Below are 17,023 nucleotides of genomic sequence, written 5' to 3' on the forward strand. Positions count from 1 at the left end.
GTTGAGCACTGCACAATCGATCAAAATCACACTAGAACCTGAAAATGCTGAGTTCCTAGCAAACCTTGGTGGCCCGTTCAACGAGCACTTCAAACTGGTTGAGAAACGTTTAGGCATTGAGATTCGTAACCACGGTAATCACTTCCAACTACTGGGTGATATCGAAAACATCACCTTCGTTTCCGAAATGCTTGAGGCACTTTATAACGACGCTAAGCAGGACAAACGTATCTCACCCGATCAGATCCATCTTCTAATTCAAGAAAGCGGTCTGGAACAGCGTAATAGCAATCAACAGATTAAAGATACGGATATCAGTATCCGTACGAAAAAAGTGTTGATCCGCCCTCGCGGTGAAAACCAGCAAGGCTATGTACGCTCAATCCTTCAACACGATATCAATTTTGGTATTGGCCCGGCGGGCACAGGTAAAACCTACCTTGCGGTTGCCTGCGCAGTTGATGCCTTAGAACGTGAAGAAGTAGATCGCATCTTATTGGTTCGCCCTGCTGTTGAAGCAGGTGAAAAGCTAGGCTTTCTGCCAGGTGATCTAAGCCAAAAAGTTGATCCATATCTGCGTCCTCTCTATGACGCGCTGTATGAGATGCTAGGATTTGAACGTGTAGGCAAATTGATTGAGCGTAACGTGATCGAAGTTGCGCCTCTGGCCTATATGCGTGGCCGCACCCTGAATAACTCATTCGTTATTCTGGATGAGAGTCAAAACACGACTCGCGAACAGATGAAGATGTTCCTGACACGTATCGGTTTTGGTTCTACTGCAGTTATTACCGGTGATATCACTCAGGTCGATCTACCTAAAGGCACACGTTCCGGTTTAATCCACGCGATGCAAGTGCTGGACGATGTAAAAGATATCGGCTTTACTCACTTCACCGCTAAAGACGTCGTGCGACATCCACTGGTTCAGCACATCGTCCGTGCTTATGACCGTTTTGAGAAAAAAGAAGGCAAGCAGGATTCTCATAAATGAGTTTTGAATGCGAAGTTCAGTACGAGATTGAAGGCAATCTACCGACAGAAGATCAGTTTCAGCAATGGATATCCGCTGCGCTGACCGGCCAGGTTGATGAAGGTGAAGTGTGCATCCGCATAGTAACACCGGAAGAGAGCCAAACCCTCAACCGCACTTATCGCGATAAAGATAAACCAACGAACGTTCTCTCCTTCCCTTTTGAAGTACCCGAAGGCGTGCCCCTTCATCTTCTAGGCGATCTAGTTATCTGTGCCGATGTGGTTGCTAAAGAAGCAGAGGAGCAAAAAAAGCCTTTGTTTGACCATTGGACCCACATGGTTGTACATGGCTGCTTGCATCTAATCGGTTTCGATCATATAAATGATGAAGAAGCTGAAGAGATGGAAAATCTCGAACGTAAAATTCTCGCCAGTATGGATATAAAAGACCCATACTTGGAAAGTAACTAAATATCAGGACACTCAACACACCATGAGCGAAGATCGATCGGGACAGCCGAAAGGCTGGTTAGAAAAGCTTTCCCAAGCGTTTAATGACGAACCTCGCAGCCGCGAGGATCTGTTAACCGATTTGCGTCAAGCGACCGACGACAATCTGCTAGATAACGAAGCACTGACCATTATGGAAGGTGCCATGCAAGTATCAGACATGCAGGTTCGTGATGTAATGATCCCTCGCTCACAAATGGTAGTTGTGGAAGCGGATCAAACGCCTAAAGAGTTCCTACCAGTTATTATTTCCAGCGCGCATTCTCGCTTCCCAGTGATCGGAGAAACGCCAGATGAAATCCTTGGTGTTCTACTCGCAAAAGACCTTCTTCCACTAATTCTAGAAGGCAACCTCGACCAATTTGATCTTAAAAGCAAGCTACGCACTGCGACTTTCATCCCTGAATCTAAACGCTTGAATATTCTCCTAAAAGAGTTCCGTGTTACGCGTAACCACATGGCGATTGTGATGGATGAGTACGGTGGCGTATCTGGTCTAATCACCATCGAAGATGTTCTGGAACAGATCGTCGGTGAGATTGAAGATGAGCATGATAGCGAAGAGGATGATGGCAACATCAAACCATTCGATGAGAATGCCTTTATTGTTAAAGCCCTTACGCCAGTTGACGACTTTAACGAGTATTTCGACACAACTTTCTCTGAAGAAGAGTTCGATACTATCGGCGGTATCGTTACACAAAAATTTGGTCGTATGCCGAAAAAAGATGAAAGTGTAGAAATCGAAAACTTCCAGTTTAAAATTTTGTCTGCTGATACCCGTCGAATCCGCCTACTACAGGTAAGCCGTAACGGATAATCCCTATGCCTCTGCAACTGCTACTCGTTTTGCTTGCAGGGGCATTGATTGCCCCCTCCTTAGCACCATTTAATACACCCTATTTAGCCCTACTGCCTCCGGCTGTTCTATATTTATGCAGCCGAAACCGTTCGGTAAAGCAAAGCAGTTGGCTTGGCTATTTTTTTGGTCTAGGTTTCTTTGGAACCGGTGCATCTTGGGTGTTTGTGAGCATTCATGAGCACAGTCATACACCCTTACCCATCGCCCTCACTTTAACCGCACTTTTCGTTGCAGGCCTAGCTCTGCTCTTTGCACTACAACAGTTTGCTTGGAAAAAGCTATTCTCAGCACGCTTTCAAACGCTAAGTTTTATTGGCTGCTGGGTACTGTTTGAGTGGCTACGTAGCTGGTTATTTACCGGCTTCCCTTGGCTGTATTTAGGTAACGCATCTTTAGATACCCCATTCCAGAATCTTTTACCTATAGGCGGCGTATGGCTAGCAAGCTTTGCCATGCTGGCAACAGCAATTGCTGCAGCTGAATTTATTCGCAGTCGCAATCTGAGACCCTTGTTATTGCTGCCACTGCCATTGATAGCAAGCATACTCTCTTTCAATCCATGGACAGCTGCAACGGATAAGGCTCTCAAAGTCGCGATCGTTCAACCTAATATCCCACAGCAAATTAAATGGAACCCGGAATATCGCCCTGAGATCTTTGCTAAATATATCAAGCTATCTCAGCCTCATATCGACACTGAATTAATGCTATGGCCAGAAACAGCTATTCCAGCTCTGTTCCAGCATGCAGCAACACCTTTGGCTGAATTGCTGAGCGATTTAGACAGCAACGGCACCTCATTGATCAGCGGTTTACCCAGTACCACAAGAGACAATGATCATCCTAAAGGTTATCGCGTGCATAATAGTTTAGCGATTCTTACCACAGACAGCGGCATCTATCACAAACAGAGACTCGTGCCCTTTGGTGAATATGTACCTATGGAAACGCAGATTAGAGGGTTACTCGACTTCTTCAATCTGCCAATGTCGAGTTTTTCTCTTCCACAAGGGGAACAACCACTGCTAACAGTCGCCAACCACAAGATTAGCGCCGCAATCTGCTACGAAATTGCCTACCCAGAACTGGTTAGAAAGAACTCGTTAAATGCCGATATATTGCTTACCGTGTCTAACGATACTTGGTTTGGTGCATCCATCGCACCAGCTCAACATATGCAGATTGCACAAGTAAGAGCGGTAGAAAATGGTCGCTGGCTGATACGAGGAACCAACAACGGCCTTACCGGTATTATCGATCCTCAAGGGCAGATCGTAGAACAACTTCCACAGTTCCAGGCAGGCGTCTTACGAACACAAGTTTTTAGCATGCAAGGTATGACGCCTTTTCAGGAGTTTGGATCACTACCGATCCTAGTCTTAGCAGGACTGTTTACTCTGTTCGGGCTAGGGCGTCATCAGCTAGCCCTACGAGACAATCCCTACCCCGATTTCAGTTAAAACTATCCATTATTATGGCCAAGGTTGAGAAACACGCTTAAAGAACGTTTTTCCACAGGCCTGACAAGGCTCAAGTTTTTCTGTTTTCTTTAAAACAAACTGAGTTGAACAACTTAAACACTGCAACGTCCCTACTGTAGCCAACTCACCAGCAATGTACTGATCCTCATCATGGTCTAAACGCTCTCGTAACATCTCTTGCCCGATACGGGTTTGATCTGCTATCAACTTGAGCTGCTCAGCAAACGTATGCTCTAACGCATTCAAATCAAATTTCAGCCATGCAGCAATCCCTGCACCTGTTTCATGGGCATAGTAGCCCAATGTTTTAAGATCTCGAGCTAAGTAAGCCTTAAGCAGATCCATCTCATCCCGAGTCATATCCTCTGCCGCTAACTCTAATTCCACAGCATCATGGATCTTCTCCTGCAATAGATCCCAAGACTTAGCTTCCGACGTTTTCAGATCCTTTGTTAGCCGCAGAAGCACTCTGTCATAGTCAGCTGAAGCCAGTTTCGTTTTCTTATCGCTATCCGCGCCCATAAAACCACCTCGTTTTTAGCAGAAATGCTGTTTGCCCTCTTGTATATATTGTATGCTATGCCCCAATTAGCAAACTTTTATTAACCGGCGTCAATTGGATGCCGGTTTTTCATCATAGGCATAACGATTCACGAACATGAACGAACAATATCGCCCTCAGAAGATTGAACAAGCCATCCAGAAACACTGGCAAGATAACGACAGCTTCAAATGTGAAGAAGATCTGCAGAAAGAAAAATTCTACTGTCTGTCTATGTTCCCTTACCCAAGTGGACGTCTCCACATGGGCCATGTTCGTAACTACACCATTGGTGATGTAGTTTCCCGTTACCAGCGCATGCAGGGTAAAAACGTACTTCAACCAATGGGTTGGGACGCTTTTGGTCTGCCTGCAGAAAACGCAGCGATGAAAAACAACGTTGCGCCAGCAAAATGGACCTATGAAAACATCGATTACATGCGTAACCAGCTACAGCAGATGGGCTTTGGTTACGACTGGAACCGTGAACTAGCAACTTGCCACCCAGAGTACTACCGTTGGGAGCAATGGTTCTTCACTAAGCTGATGGACAAGGGCTTAGTTTACAAGAAAGAAGCTGAAGTAAACTGGGATCCTGTTGACCAAACAGTCCTTGCCAACGAACAGGTTATCGATGGTCGCGGCTGGCGCTCAGGTGCGCTAGTTGAGCGCAAGAAGATCCCTCAGTGGTTCCTTAAAATCACAGATTACGCAGACCAGCTGCTGGAAGATCTAGACAAACTAGATCAATGGCCAGAGCAGGTTCGTACAATGCAGAAGAACTGGATCGGCCGTTCTGAAGGTGTTGAACTCATGTTCGACGTTGACGGTTACGGTGAGCTAGAAGTCTTCACAACTCGCCCAGACACACTAATGGGTGTGACTTACGTTGCCGTTGCAGCTCAACACCCACTTGCACTTAAAGCTGCTGAAAACAATCCAGAACTTGCCGCATTTGTTGAAGAGTGCAAAAACGTAAAAGTTGCCGAAGCAGACATGGCAACAATGGAAAAGAAAGGCATGGCGCTTGGCATCACTGCCACTCACCCACTAACAGGTGAAGAAGTACCTGTTTGGACTGCTAACTTTGTATTGATGGATTACGGTTCTGGCGCAGTTATGTCTGTACCGGGCCACGATCAGCGCGATTGGGAATTTGCGACCACGTACGGTTTGGATATCAAACAAGTTATCCGCCCACTAGACGATGCAGACGTTGATCTAAGCGTAGAAGCGTACACAGAAAAAGGCGCTTTGGTTAACTCTGGCGCTTACGACGATCTTGAATTCGACGTTGCCTTTAAAGCAATCGCATCCGACCTAGAAGCGAAAGGCAAAGGTAAAGTTACGGTTAACTTCCGTCTACGTGACTGGGGTGTATCTCGTCAGCGTTACTGGGGTGCTCCAATCCCTGTCATCAACTGCAAGAGCTGTGGTGCAGTGCCTGTTCCAGAAGATCAGCTTCCAGTTGTACTACCTACAGAAGTTGAGTTTGATGGTAGCGGCTCTCCAATCAAAAAGATGGAAAGCTTCATCAACACAACCTGCCCTAAATGCGGTGGTGCTGCTGAACGTGAAACCGATACATTCGATACTTTCATGGAATCTTCTTGGTACTACGCGCGTTATGCTTCTCGTAGCAGCGAAAATGCCATGCTTGAGCCTGAAAAAGCGAACTACTGGCTTCCAGTAGATCAGTATATCGGTGGTATTGAACACGCGATTCTTCATCTACTTTACTCACGCTTCTTCCACAAGTTGATGCGTGATGAAGGTTTGGTTGATAGTGATGAGCCATTCAAACGCCTACTTTGCCAAGGCATGGTATTGGCTGACAGCTTCTTCCATGAAGATGAGAACGGTGGTCAGGTTTGGGTATCTCCATCAGATGTTGATATCAAAACTGATGAGAAAGGCCGCGTAGTTAGCGCAGCTCATCGCTCTACTGGTCAGGCGCTTCAGCATGACGGTATGTCTAAGATGTCTAAGTCCAAGAACAACGGCATCGACCCACAAGTAATGATCGATAAGTACGGCGCGGATACAGTTCGTCTATTTATGATGTTCGCTGCACCACCAGAACAATCTCTAGAGTGGTCTGATACAGGTGTTGAAGGTGCGCACCGTTTCCTTAAACGTCTATGGAAACAAGTTCACGATCATCTAAAAGTGGGTGGCTCTACTACTGCTATCGACAAAAACAGCCTAACTGACGTTCAGAAAGAGCTGCGTCTAAAGGTTCACTCCACGATTCAGAAAGTATCTGACGATATGGAACGCCGCCAGACATTCAACACAGCAATCGCAGCTGTAATGGAACTGTCGAATACAATCGCTAAGTTTGTTGATATCAGCGAACAAGGCCGTGCGGTAATGCAAGAAGCACTAGAAGCAGCAGTATTGCTACTAGGCCCAATCGTTCCGCATATAAGCCACCAGCTTTGGATTGAACTAGGTAATGAAGGCGATGCTCTAACTGCGGCTTGGCCACAGGTTGACGAGAGCGCACTAGTTCAAGACACCATTCAACTGGTTGTTCAGGTTAACGGCAAAGTACGTGCGAAGATCAATGTTGCTGCAGATGCAGATGAAGATGTTGTCCTTCACACAGCGCTAGCTGACGAAAATGTTCAAAAGCACATGGCAGATAAGACAATCCGTAAGAAGATTGTTGTACCTGGCCGCCTAGTGAATATCGTAGTTGGTTAATAAGCGCAGATTAAGGAGCAGATCATGATCAAACAATGGCAATCATTGACTGGAAAAATCATTCTGTTGCTAACTCTGTGTGGATTCATGAGCGCATGCGGCTTTCAGCTGCGTGGCGCTCAAGAAGTTTCTGCAGACAAGCAGCAAGTAACGATTATCTCCGGTAATGCTAACTCTGAACTGCTCAAATCCTTACGCCAAAATATGAAATTTAATGGTGTTAGGGAGATAGCAGGTGCTCCTTACCAGATCCAGCTTCGCCAGTTCCGATATAAACGCCGCGCCGCGACAATCAGTAGCAGTGCTGATGTTGATGAGTATGAGCTATCGGTAGAAGTTGTTATGTTAGTCGCTGACCAACAAGGCAACCCTATAACCTCAGACATTAAACTTCAGCGCGATCGTACATATACCTACAACAAAAATGCTGCAGCAGCGAGTTCTGAACAAGAAGAGTTATTACGCCGCGAGTTATATAACTCCGTTGCACAATCAATTCTTCGCCGCTATCTATCCAGTAACAGCGCCCAATAAGCCTGCATGAAACTGCGTCCAGAGCAACTTAGCGGTCATCTGAAAAAAGGTCTATCACCGGTTTATCTAATTACCGGTGATGAGCCCCTACTCTCAGAAGAGAGTAGCGACCTTCTTCGTCAACACCTGCAACAACAAGGCTTTAGCGAACGTGAAGTGCTTCATGTCGATGGTAGCTTCAGCTGGGAATACTTGCTCGAATGCGCCAACGCACTTTCTCTGTTTGCAGAAAAGAAGATTATCGAGCTACGCCTTGGTAGCAGTAAGCTAAATAAAAAATCCAGCGAGATCCTGCGCGAATACCTCAATAATCCTGCACCGGATAACATCTTGTTTATTATTGCCGATAAACTCGATGGCGCCGCTAAAAAGAGCGCTTGGTTTAAAGCGATCGATAGCACGGGGGTAATAGTTGAAGTATGGCCCGTAGAAGCTGAGCAACTACCCAACTGGATTCGTCAGCGCGCAGCACAGATCGAGCTAAAATTAGATGATGAAGCGATTCAGCTGCTTTGTGATCGCATTGAAGGCAACCTATTGGCAGCCAAGCAAGAACTGAGCAAACTCAGCCTACTGTTCCCTAGCCAAGTTGTTACCGCCGACGATGTCATCAACGCCGTATCTGATAGCTCCCGCTATGATATCTACGGCCTTTCAGACGCAGCCCTACAAGGCCAAGCCTCTCGTTGCTGCAAGATTCTGCAAGTTTTACGACAAGATGGTACTGAGCCTCCAGTCGTGCTTTGGGCCCTATCCAAAGAGCTTCGCTCCCTAGCAGCGATCCAACAAGCACAAAACAATGGCCAATCCTTCGATGCAGTATGCCAACGGGAACGCATCTGGGGTAAACGCAAGCCCTTAGCGCGCAAAGCCTCACAACGTATTAGCGGTGTTCAGATCAACCAAGCTCTGCAGCAATGCGCCGAAGTAGATAAAATCGTTAAGGGCATGGCTGTTGGCGACGCTTGGCTATTGCTGACTTCCATTTCGCTAACCCTTGCTGGGCAAGCACTCGCACTTCCTAATTAAGCACTCAAGAACTGCTAGTTTCACCACGCCTCATCAGCTATGATGCGGTTATATATCAATGAGATAGATAGCCATGCGTCCACTCGCCTTAAGTCTATTATGCACAACAGCACTTTTACTAAGCGGCTGCGATAGGGAGATTCCGCCGGAGCGAATGAAATCTGGAGAGGATCTATATGGTTACTACTGCAAAGAGTGCCATACCAAGCATGGCCCCGGCGCATATATGGAAAAGTTTGCCGGAAAGGAACCGATGGAAGCGTATAAGATTATTTTGATGATCAAATACGGCTACAACAAAGAAAAACACAGCATGCCGGTTTTTGATCAGCTTTCAGAAAAACAAGCAGATGCTGTAGCTCAATATGTAGTTAAACTTCAGCATTCACATATGACAGCTAAGTAAGCGCCCCCTTTAACTTATTACTGAGTGGGATGTAGATAATCCCCATATTGTTCAAAAATCTTTGCCAAATCAGCCTCATAATCGCCGCTGGTTTCGAAGCTACCTAGCACCCCCGCCTTCTTCTGCTTGTAATCGATAAAGCCCAAGGCAATCGGCACACCTGCCCCATGAGCAATATAGTAGAAACCGGATTTCCATTTATCCACTTTAGAGCGCGTGCCTTCGGGGGACATCATAATCCGCAGTTCGGCATGTTGATCAAATTGTTGCACCGTTGCTTCAACCATATTGTTCGACTTGCTTCGATCAACCGGAATTCCTCCCATCCAGCGCATCAAACCGCCAAAAGGAAATTTAAAGATACTGTCCTTTCCCACCCAATAGAGCGGTACATCCAGCGAGAAAGCTACCATCAAACTAAACGGCATATCCCAGTTAGTAGTATGGGGGGCACCAATCACAACACACTGCTTTAACTCTTTGGGGATATTACCCACAACCTTCCAGCCCAACAGTTTCAGAACAGTTCGAGAGAACCAGCGCAAACAAGGCTGAACCACAGGGGTGGAAAACATCGTTTTATGTAACATTACATCCCCGATAAAGGCGTTTAATTTGACTCAACAGCTATTATTTTAGCCTGACCATCTGAAGTTAGCGTCAAGTTTAACTTTACTTGGTGCCAACCTTGCGAAATTTTCACATCCTTAGCACTGATAGTCTCATACCACTGCTGATCACCAATCTGCCAATCGATCTGCGCAGTCTCTCCACGTAAAGGTCGCGCTTTAAATCGAAACGCGCAAAAACCATTTGGAGCAACCTGCTGACAAACAATTTTACTCCTTGTGGATAAAACTTCGATCCGAACACTGGTCAAAGTCTGATTGGATAGATTTGTAACAGTGATTTGATCAAGTTCGGCAGGCGTGTTTGTTGGCTGAACATATGGAGTACAGCCGGATAGCACTAAGAAGACAAGTGGAGCTAGAAATTTGATCATAAGGGCAGTATAACGAGTTGCCGCTAAGGAGTTAATGCCCTAATTTAAGCCTTAAAAGTTACGACAACTCATTCGAAAAGCCTACCCGATATATTGGTGCAGAACTTCAGTTTCCAACTTAATATTGTCGTGCAGCGGACAACGTACGCAAACTCTATCTAAGAATAATTGTTTCTCGGTTTCGCTGAGATCTGCATCGATCTGTGCTTGAACGCTAATCGCCTGAAAGCCAACACGATCTTCAGTTTCTTTGCCCATAAGTCCCATTGGGTTTAGATCGCCATCGACTTGAATCTGCATACTACGTAGTTCGATCTTTTCCTGATTCGCAGCAATTCGTGCGATTGAGCCGATACAACCCGCTAAAGAGAACAGGAAGTACTCAAGTGGTGTAGGGCCTTCATTGGTGCCACCGCTCGCCTGCGGTTGATCGATCGTTACTTTGTGGTCACGGATATCCGCGTGGATAGCCCAACCCGCATTCATAGTGGCAGTCACAGAGATGGTTTTAGTACTCATAATTAACCTTAGTTTTAATCTTTACTGCCTTAGGCAGAATAAATATTAGATAGCTCTAATATATAGGTTTTTAAGTTATAAGGATAAGAACAAATAGCTATAAGAGCAGCGGACCTAAGAACCAATATCAGCTATAACTACCAAAACCTAATCTAGATTCCTGCCTTCGCTGGGATGACCTTAGGCCACTAGCAATAAAAAAGGCCGTTCTAAAAACGGCCTTTGTGGATAACTTAACGTTAAAGGAGGGATATTAACCTACCTTTTCACCCTTCGCTTGTAGATCGGCATGGTAAGAGGAACGAACTAAAGGACCACACGCAGCATGTTTGAAACCAAGTTCTTTTGCAATGCGGCTAAACTCATCAAACTCTTCAGGCGTCACAAAGCGCTCTACCTTAAGGTGTGAACGGCTTGGTTGTAGATATTGACCGATTGTTAACATATCCACATCATGAGCACGTAGGTCTTTCATTACCTCAATGATCTCTTCATTGGTTTCACCAATGCCTACCATCAAGCCAGACTTGGTACGTACATCTGGGTTCTTCGCTTTGTATTTTTTCAACAAGCGTAGAGACCACTCATAATCAGAACCTGGACGTACCGCTTTATATAGGCGGGGTACAGTTTCCATATTGTGGTTAAAAACATCCGGCGGTGTTTCAGTAAGGATATCGATCGCGATATCCATACGACCACGGAAGTCAGGTACTAGGATCTCCATCTCGATAGATGGAATACGCTGACGCGTTTCACTAACGCAATTAGCAAAGTGCTGAGCACCACCATCGCGAAGATCATCACGGTCAACTGAAGTTACTACGACATAGCGCAACTCCATATCCGCGATCGCTTCTGCCATCTCTCTAGGCTCATTCTCGTCTAGAGCATTTGGACGGCCGTGAGCTACGTCACAGAATGGGCAACGACGGGTACAGATATCACCCATAATCATAAAGGTCGCTGTACCATGACTAAAGCATTCGCCTAAGTTAGGGCAGCTTGCTTCTTCACAAACAGACGCGAGCTTATGCTTACGCAGCTTCTGTTTGATACTGTCCACTTTTGCACTGGATCCCATCCGCACACGTAGCCAATCTGGCTTACGCGGCATATCTTCTTTCTCAGTTGGAATTACCTTAATTGGAATTCGATCAACTTTGTCGGCGCCACGCAATTTAACGCCCTGCTCTACCCGCTTCTTCTTTACTTCGTTATTGTTATCTAATGACATCTAGGCTTAATCCAGAGTAGTTTGTCGAGTGACTTCTTTATACCCTAGCTTGGTAATAAGGATATCCAGAAGACGCTGCGTTGCCTCAACCTGATCAAGGTCAGAGGTTAACGCGTCAAGTTGTGTCATCGCCATACCGGCATAGCCACATGGGTTTATTCTTAAAAAGGGTTCTAAATCCATAGCAAGGTTAAGTGCCAAACCATGGAAAGAGCAACCTCGGCGAACCCTAAGACCTAAGGATGCAATTTTACTGTTATCTACATAGACGCCGGGCGCATCCGGCTTAGCGTAAGCGTCTATGCCATAGGACTGGACTGTTTCAACCACAGATTCTTCCATAATTGAAACCAGCTCACGCACACCTAACTTTTTACGTTTCAAATTTAGCAGTAGATAAACAATTGCCTGCCCAGGGCCGTGATAGGTGACTTGACCGCCACGATCCACCTGAACAACCGGGATATCACCCGTACCCAGCAAGTGCTCCTCTTTACCTGCTTGCCCCTGCGTAAACACAGGCTCATGTTGCAGCGACCAAATTTCATCCACGGCCGAGTCATCACGCTCATTAGTGAATTCTTGCATCCGCTGCCATGTTGGTTCGTAAGGCTGTAAACCTAAATCCCTGACAATTAGCTGATCAGGGCTCATCAGATCACCATTTTTACGCGATCAGACGCGATTAACGCTTCGTGCAGAGCTTTAAGCTGCTCGACACTTTGAGCTGTTATTTTAAAACGAACGGATTGGAATGTGCCTTTACGGCTATCCTGCAAAGTTACCTGAGAGATATCCAGATCCGGAACATGAATCTGCACAATTTCGATAACGTGACCGCGAAAATCTTCACTATTTACCCCAACTACTTTAATTGGATAATCAGGACATGGAAATTCGATCTTTGGCGGTTCTTGCTGCTTGTCTGTCATAAACTCTGTCTAATTCTCTGTTGTCTTACCGGTCATCAACTGGCGCTGATACTCAGAAAACTTTTCAAAAATTTTCCGCCAAACCGGACCTTTCTGACCATCACCAATCTGATGACCATCAACTTCAATTATAGGCACTATACCTCGGGTGGAACTGGACACCCAAACTTCATCCGCAGCCAGTAACTTATCATAATCAATATCAATCTCCTGATATTGGATCGCATACTGGTCTGACAATTCGAGAATAAGCTCTCGGGTTATACCACCTAATATCTCTGAACTACGTTTAGGGGTGTAGATAACTCCGCGCTTCACCAAAAACAGGTTACAGGCTGAGCCCTCTGTTAATCTTTCATCACGGGAGAACAGCGCCTCATCCACCCCTTCATCTTTGGCTTGCTGTAACACCAATATATTAGGTAGCAAGCAAGTGGATTTAATATCGCAGCGATGCCAACGTAGATCTTCTGTGACAATCGCTTTTAAAGGCACCACATCATCGCAGCCCGCTTGCCAGATATCTTTGATAGGCGAACAACAAGCAAAGATAGTTGGTTCTAAACTATCATCGTACGCGTGGCTACGCTTACCAGCACTACCTCGTGTAACCTGAAGATATACCGACAAATTGCCCCCACCATTCAACTCAACCAGTTGGTTCATGATGGCAATCCAATCGCAGTTACTTTTGATTCGAACCGCGCGCAAACTATGCTCTAAACGATCAACATGCTCCTGCAGGCGAAACCCTATCCCTTGATAGTATGGAATCACCTCATAAACACTGTCCCCAAACAGAAAGCCACGGTCAAAAACCGAAATTTTCGCTTCCTCTTGAGGGATGAATTCGCCATTCAGATAGACTGTATTCATATCACCTAAACGCAAATGCCCACATCTACGTTTATAGATGTGGGCATCCGTGCAGTTTTAAAGGGCAACGCTAAATGCGTTTAGCCAATTAAGCTGGTAAAGAAAAGTAGGATGGCATGCCAAATACGCTTTAACAAACCGGCTTCTGGAACAGCTTCCATCGCTACCAATGGCACCTCAGCGACCAACGCACCATCAAGTGTTACACGAACTTTGCCTAGCTCTTGTCCTTTTTCAATTGGCGCTGAAATAACCTTGTCTACATCCATTGTAGCTTGCAGTTTATCTGCCTGCCCACGCGGGATGGTTACTGTAAGTGAATCTTCAATGCCCATACGCAGTTGATCAGATACGCCCGACCACACTTTCGCTGTATTCAGTACGACATTGCTCTCGTATAGCTTGTGCGTGCGGTAGTAACGGAAAGCGTAGGACAATAGCTTCTGAGTTTCACGTGCACGAGCTTCTTCATCACTGGTACCTAAAACAACAGAGATTAGACGCATACCATCACGCTTCGCTGAAGCCACTAGACAATAACCTGCTTCATCGGTGTAACCTGTCTTCATACCATCAACAGTTTTATCACGCCAAAGTAGCTTGTTACGGTTTGGTTGGCGGATTTTGTTGTAAGTGAAATACTTTTCAGAGTAGATGCTGTAGAGCTCAGGAAAATCATTAATGATTGCTCGAGCAAGCGTTGCTAGATCCGCAGCAGATGACTTATGGCCCTCAGCAGGCAAACCTGTCGCATTCAGGAAATTCGTATTTTGCATACCAAGTAGGTCCGCATGCTGATTCATCAGATCCGCAAAGGCCGGCTCACTACCCGCAATATGCTCAGCCACTGCAACAGATGCATCGTTACCAGACTGAATAATGATCCCTTTCATCAAGTCGCCTAGACGTACTTGAGTTCCTTCGCGAATAAACATACGCGAACCTTGAGTCCGCCATGCTTTTTCACTGATAAGTACAAGATCATCTACACCTACATTTCCTTTACTTAATTCATACTCAAGGATGTAGGCCGTCATCATTTTGGTCAGGCTCGCTGGCGCAAACGCCTTTTCAGCATTCTTAGACGCAATAACCTTTCCTGTATCGGCATCAACGACAAGATACGCAGTCGCTGCGATTTGAGGTTCTGCTGGTATTAGACGCGCCACCGCATGCACTTGGAATGCAAACAGTGTCAAAAATAGTACAGAAAAGTACTTAAAAGCCTTATTAAACATTGTTTTCCAGAATTTATTTTGGGAAATGAAGACCCGCCAGATCATCATTTCCTTAGGTTTTAAAAAGTCCACTTAAACGCCGTGGATAACTCTACTCAAGCGCTTAAGGGAAGTCCACCAGCCGAGGGTTCTTATGTCCCATCTGCTCAACTTTTTGGGTTAAATCCGTTAGCGAAGTATCCGACTTCAACGGCCCAATTTGTACACGATACAAAGTACGGTTATTAGTCGTCGTAGGACGAATCAATACCGCAAGTTCAGGCAACAATGGACGTAACCGGCTTTCCACATACTCAGCCGAATCTCGATTAGAGTAAGCACCCACTTGCAGGTAACGCCCAGCAATATTTGCAGCAGGCTCTGGAGTAGCTGCAACAACCGCTCCAGACCTTTGCCATGCTCTTGGGTCAATCGCTTCTAATCGAACATTACCGGTACCATATTTGAGGATATCTAGCTTAGATGCTGCAGCATAAGACAGATCGATAATGCGGTTGCCGTGGAAAGGGCCACGATCATTCACCCTTACAATAACCTGACGATTATTCGCCAGGTTCGTAACTTTCAAATAAGTCGGGATAGGCAAAGATTTATGGGCCGCTGACATCTTATACATATCATAAATTTCACCATTAGAAGTTTTATGACCATGAAACTTCTTGCCGTACCAAGATGCCGTACCCGTCTCGTTATATCCTAACGAGCTATTCATTACCCAATACTGTTTTCCAAATACCGTATAAGGGCTTTTATTACCCCCACGACTCTTTGGCTCTACTTTTGGTACCGCATCTTTTACATGAGATACATCTACTGGGCGATCCGGTGCTTTATCATGACGCATTGAATAGCGGCCACTATTAGTCGTTGTACTTGTAGAAGAACAACCGACCAAAGCAATTGCCAATAGAACTAGACCAATTTTTTGTAACATAGCCTACTCGTAAAATTATTATTTTTTAGCGACTTGGCCTGCTTCCGCTTTCTCGTAAGCAGCTTTAATCTGCTCACTTAAGCGATAAACAGCCATCGCGTATAGCTTACTATGGTTATAACGGGTAATAACATAGAAGTTATGCAGGCCTAACCAGTACTGCTCATCTTCACCCATAACTAAGCGCATCAGAATCGCTTTACCCTCAGGACCTAGATCCAGTTGCGGCTGAACACCACGCGCTTGCCATTCACCTAGCGTGTGTTTAGGGATCAAACCTTTACGGCCAACGCTGTACCAGCTCTCATCTCTTTCCTTTTGGAAAGAAACAGAGCTAATCACAGGCTCACCCGGCTTCCATTTATGCTCAGCAAAGTAGTTAGCTACACTACCAATCGCATCACGCTTATTCTTCCAGATATCACGTTTGCCATCTTCATCAAAATCGATAGCAAAGTTACGATAGCTAGACGGGATGAACTGACCATAGCCCATAGCACCTGCATAAGAGCCTTTCAATGAAGTAATCTCCACCTGCTCTTCGCGTACCAGTAAGAGATACTCTTTTAATTGCCCTAGGAAGAATTCACTGCGGCGAGGGTAATCGAAACCTAAGGTCGCTAGCGCATCTAATACACGATAACTACCAGTGATGCGCCCGTAGCGAGTTTCAACACCGATAATAGAAACGATAATTTCCGCCGGAACACCGTAGGCTTTTTCCGCATCCATTAGCGCCTGACGGTTTTCCTGCCAAAACTGCACACCTTGGTTAATACGCTTCTCTTTAAGGAAGATGTTGCGGTACTGTCCCCAATTTAAGGTGCCTTCTGCAGGTCGGGAGATCGCTTTCAAGATGGAGGTTTGACGTTCCGCTTTACCTAACACATCACGCAGGTAAGCTTCTTCAAAGCCTTCCGTTTTCATCTCTTCGATAAACTGCTGTGCACGTGGGTAATCCGCGTAAGAGCCACCACGAACAGCTGCTAAAACCTCTTCCTGCGTCATGCGTTTCGTGGTTTTAGCTTTTGGCTTTTCAACCGCTTTAACTTCAGCTTTAGCCTCTTGCTTAACAACTTCTATTTCTTTGGTTGCAGCCTCTGATTTAACAACAGTTTGCTCTTTAGGCTTAACCTCTGCACTTGGCTCAGCTGGTTTATCCGTAGCTACACAGCCGGTCAGCAAAACACCTGCTGCAACCGCCGTTGATACAAGAAATTTAGATTTCATACCTGAA

At 45.7% G+C, this 17,023-nt stretch carries 19 protein-coding genes; 8 read left to right on the forward strand and 11 right to left on the reverse strand.

Annotated elements, in window-relative coordinates; all coding sequences use genetic code 11:
* The first annotated feature begins 1 nt into the window (after position 1).
* Genes ACMXYX_RS15150 through lnt form a run of 4 tightly spaced genes read left to right on the forward strand, consistent with a single transcriptional unit; the run spans position 2 to position 3,807 of the window.
* On the forward strand, positions 2-994 hold the full coding sequence (locus tag ACMXYX_RS15150) for a PhoH family protein (RefSeq protein WP_415906203.1): 993 nt from the start codon (positions 2-4) through the stop codon (positions 992-994).
* The gene (ybeY, locus tag ACMXYX_RS15155; RefSeq protein ID WP_415906204.1) at positions 991-1,446 is read left to right on the forward strand and encodes an rRNA maturation RNase YbeY; all 456 of its coding nucleotides are present in this window, start codon (positions 991-993) and stop codon (positions 1,444-1,446) included. Before ACMXYX_RS15150 ends, ybeY begins: the two co-directional genes overlap by 4 nt.
* Before the next feature lie 22 nt (positions 1,447-1,468).
* A complete protein-coding gene (locus tag ACMXYX_RS15160) occupies positions 1,469-2,305 on the forward strand; it encodes an HlyC/CorC family transporter (protein ID WP_415906205.1) in 837 nt (278 codons plus the stop codon).
* Positions 2,306-2,310: 5 nt separating this feature from the next.
* The gene (gene lnt / locus ACMXYX_RS15165; protein ID WP_415906206.1) at positions 2,311-3,807 is read left to right on the forward strand and encodes an apolipoprotein N-acyltransferase; all 1,497 of its coding nucleotides are present in this window, start codon (positions 2,311-2,313) and stop codon (positions 3,805-3,807) included.
* 12 nt (positions 3,808-3,819) lie between these two features.
* On the opposite strand, the gene ACMXYX_RS15170 is transcribed toward lnt, so the two are convergent.
* Positions 3,820-4,350 (reverse strand): zinc ribbon-containing protein, encoded by a 531-nt coding sequence (locus tag ACMXYX_RS15170; protein WP_415897010.1) that lies wholly within the window; start codon positions 4,348-4,350, stop codon positions 3,820-3,822.
* Between the two features lie 136 nt (positions 4,351-4,486).
* On the opposite strand from ACMXYX_RS15170, the gene leuS reads away from it, so the two are divergent.
* The 4 genes from leuS (at position 4,487) to ACMXYX_RS15190 (ending at position 9,047) form a co-directional block, all read left to right on the forward strand.
* Positions 4,487-7,078, forward strand: a complete 2,592-nt coding sequence (gene leuS, locus ACMXYX_RS15175; RefSeq protein WP_415906207.1) for a leucine--tRNA ligase — start codon at positions 4,487-4,489, stop codon at positions 7,076-7,078.
* Positions 7,079-7,102: 24 nt separating this feature from the next.
* Positions 7,103-7,612 carry an LPS assembly lipoprotein LptE gene (lptE, locus tag ACMXYX_RS15180; RefSeq protein ID WP_415897012.1) on the forward strand — a complete coding sequence of 170 codons (510 nt, stop codon included), beginning with the start codon at positions 7,103-7,105 and terminating at the stop codon, positions 7,610-7,612.
* A 6-nt stretch (positions 7,613-7,618) separates the two neighbouring features.
* Positions 7,619-8,641, forward strand: coding sequence for a DNA polymerase III subunit delta (gene holA, locus ACMXYX_RS15185; RefSeq protein WP_415897013.1), 1,023 nt, complete (start codon positions 7,619-7,621; stop codon positions 8,639-8,641).
* A gap of 154 nt (positions 8,642-8,795) precedes the next feature.
* Positions 8,796-9,047, forward strand: a complete 252-nt coding sequence (locus ACMXYX_RS15190; RefSeq protein ID WP_415882498.1) for a c-type cytochrome — start codon at positions 8,796-8,798, stop codon at positions 9,045-9,047.
* 17 nt (positions 9,048-9,064) lie between these two features.
* Here ACMXYX_RS15190 and ACMXYX_RS15195 read toward each other — a convergent pair whose 3' ends face one another.
* From ACMXYX_RS15195 to mltB, 10 genes are all read right to left on the reverse strand, one after another.
* A complete protein-coding gene (locus ACMXYX_RS15195; protein WP_415882499.1) occupies positions 9,065-9,637 on the reverse strand; it encodes a lysophospholipid acyltransferase family protein in 573 nt (190 codons plus the stop codon).
* Positions 9,638-9,657: 20 nt separating this feature from the next.
* Positions 9,658-10,050 (reverse strand): hypothetical protein, encoded by a 393-nt coding sequence (locus ACMXYX_RS15200; protein WP_415897014.1) that lies wholly within the window; start codon positions 10,048-10,050, stop codon positions 9,658-9,660.
* 81 nt (positions 10,051-10,131) lie between these two features.
* Positions 10,132-10,569 carry an OsmC family protein gene (locus ACMXYX_RS15205; protein ID WP_415897015.1) on the reverse strand — a complete coding sequence of 146 codons (438 nt, stop codon included), beginning with the start codon at positions 10,567-10,569 and terminating at the stop codon, positions 10,132-10,134.
* A gap of 253 nt (positions 10,570-10,822) precedes the next feature.
* Complete coding sequence (gene lipA / locus ACMXYX_RS15210; RefSeq protein ID WP_415882503.1) at positions 10,823-11,806, reverse strand: lipoyl synthase; 984 nt, start codon at positions 11,804-11,806, stop codon at positions 10,823-10,825.
* A gap of 6 nt (positions 11,807-11,812) precedes the next feature.
* Positions 11,813-12,460 (reverse strand): lipoyl(octanoyl) transferase LipB, encoded by a 648-nt coding sequence (gene lipB, locus ACMXYX_RS15215; RefSeq protein WP_415906208.1) that lies wholly within the window; start codon positions 12,458-12,460, stop codon positions 11,813-11,815.
* The gene (locus tag ACMXYX_RS15220; RefSeq protein WP_415882505.1) at positions 12,460-12,738 is read right to left on the reverse strand and encodes a YbeD family protein; all 279 of its coding nucleotides are present in this window, start codon (positions 12,736-12,738) and stop codon (positions 12,460-12,462) included. The genes lipB and ACMXYX_RS15220 overlap by 1 nt, the downstream gene beginning before the upstream one ends.
* Positions 12,739-12,747: 9 nt before the next feature.
* A complete protein-coding gene (locus tag ACMXYX_RS15225; RefSeq protein ID WP_415906209.1) occupies positions 12,748-13,614 on the reverse strand; it encodes an aminotransferase class IV in 867 nt (288 codons plus the stop codon).
* Between the two features lie 80 nt (positions 13,615-13,694).
* The gene (locus tag ACMXYX_RS15230; RefSeq protein WP_415882507.1) at positions 13,695-14,852 is read right to left on the reverse strand and encodes a D-alanyl-D-alanine carboxypeptidase family protein; all 1,158 of its coding nucleotides are present in this window, start codon (positions 14,850-14,852) and stop codon (positions 13,695-13,697) included.
* A 103-nt stretch (positions 14,853-14,955) separates the two neighbouring features.
* Positions 14,956-15,786 carry a septal ring lytic transglycosylase RlpA family protein gene (locus tag ACMXYX_RS15235; protein WP_415906210.1) on the reverse strand — a complete coding sequence of 277 codons (831 nt, stop codon included), beginning with the start codon at positions 15,784-15,786 and terminating at the stop codon, positions 14,956-14,958.
* An 18-nt stretch (positions 15,787-15,804) separates the two neighbouring features.
* Entirely contained in the window at positions 15,805-17,016 is a 1,212-nt protein-coding gene (gene mltB, locus ACMXYX_RS15240; RefSeq protein ID WP_415906211.1) for a lytic murein transglycosylase B, read from the reverse strand.
* Between the last annotated feature and the right edge of the window lie 7 nt (positions 17,017-17,023).

The sequence above is a fragment of the Neptuniibacter sp. QD72_48 genome, from assembly GCF_047778065.1.
Classification (GTDB): domain Bacteria; phylum Pseudomonadota; class Gammaproteobacteria; order Pseudomonadales; family Balneatricaceae; genus Neptuniibacter.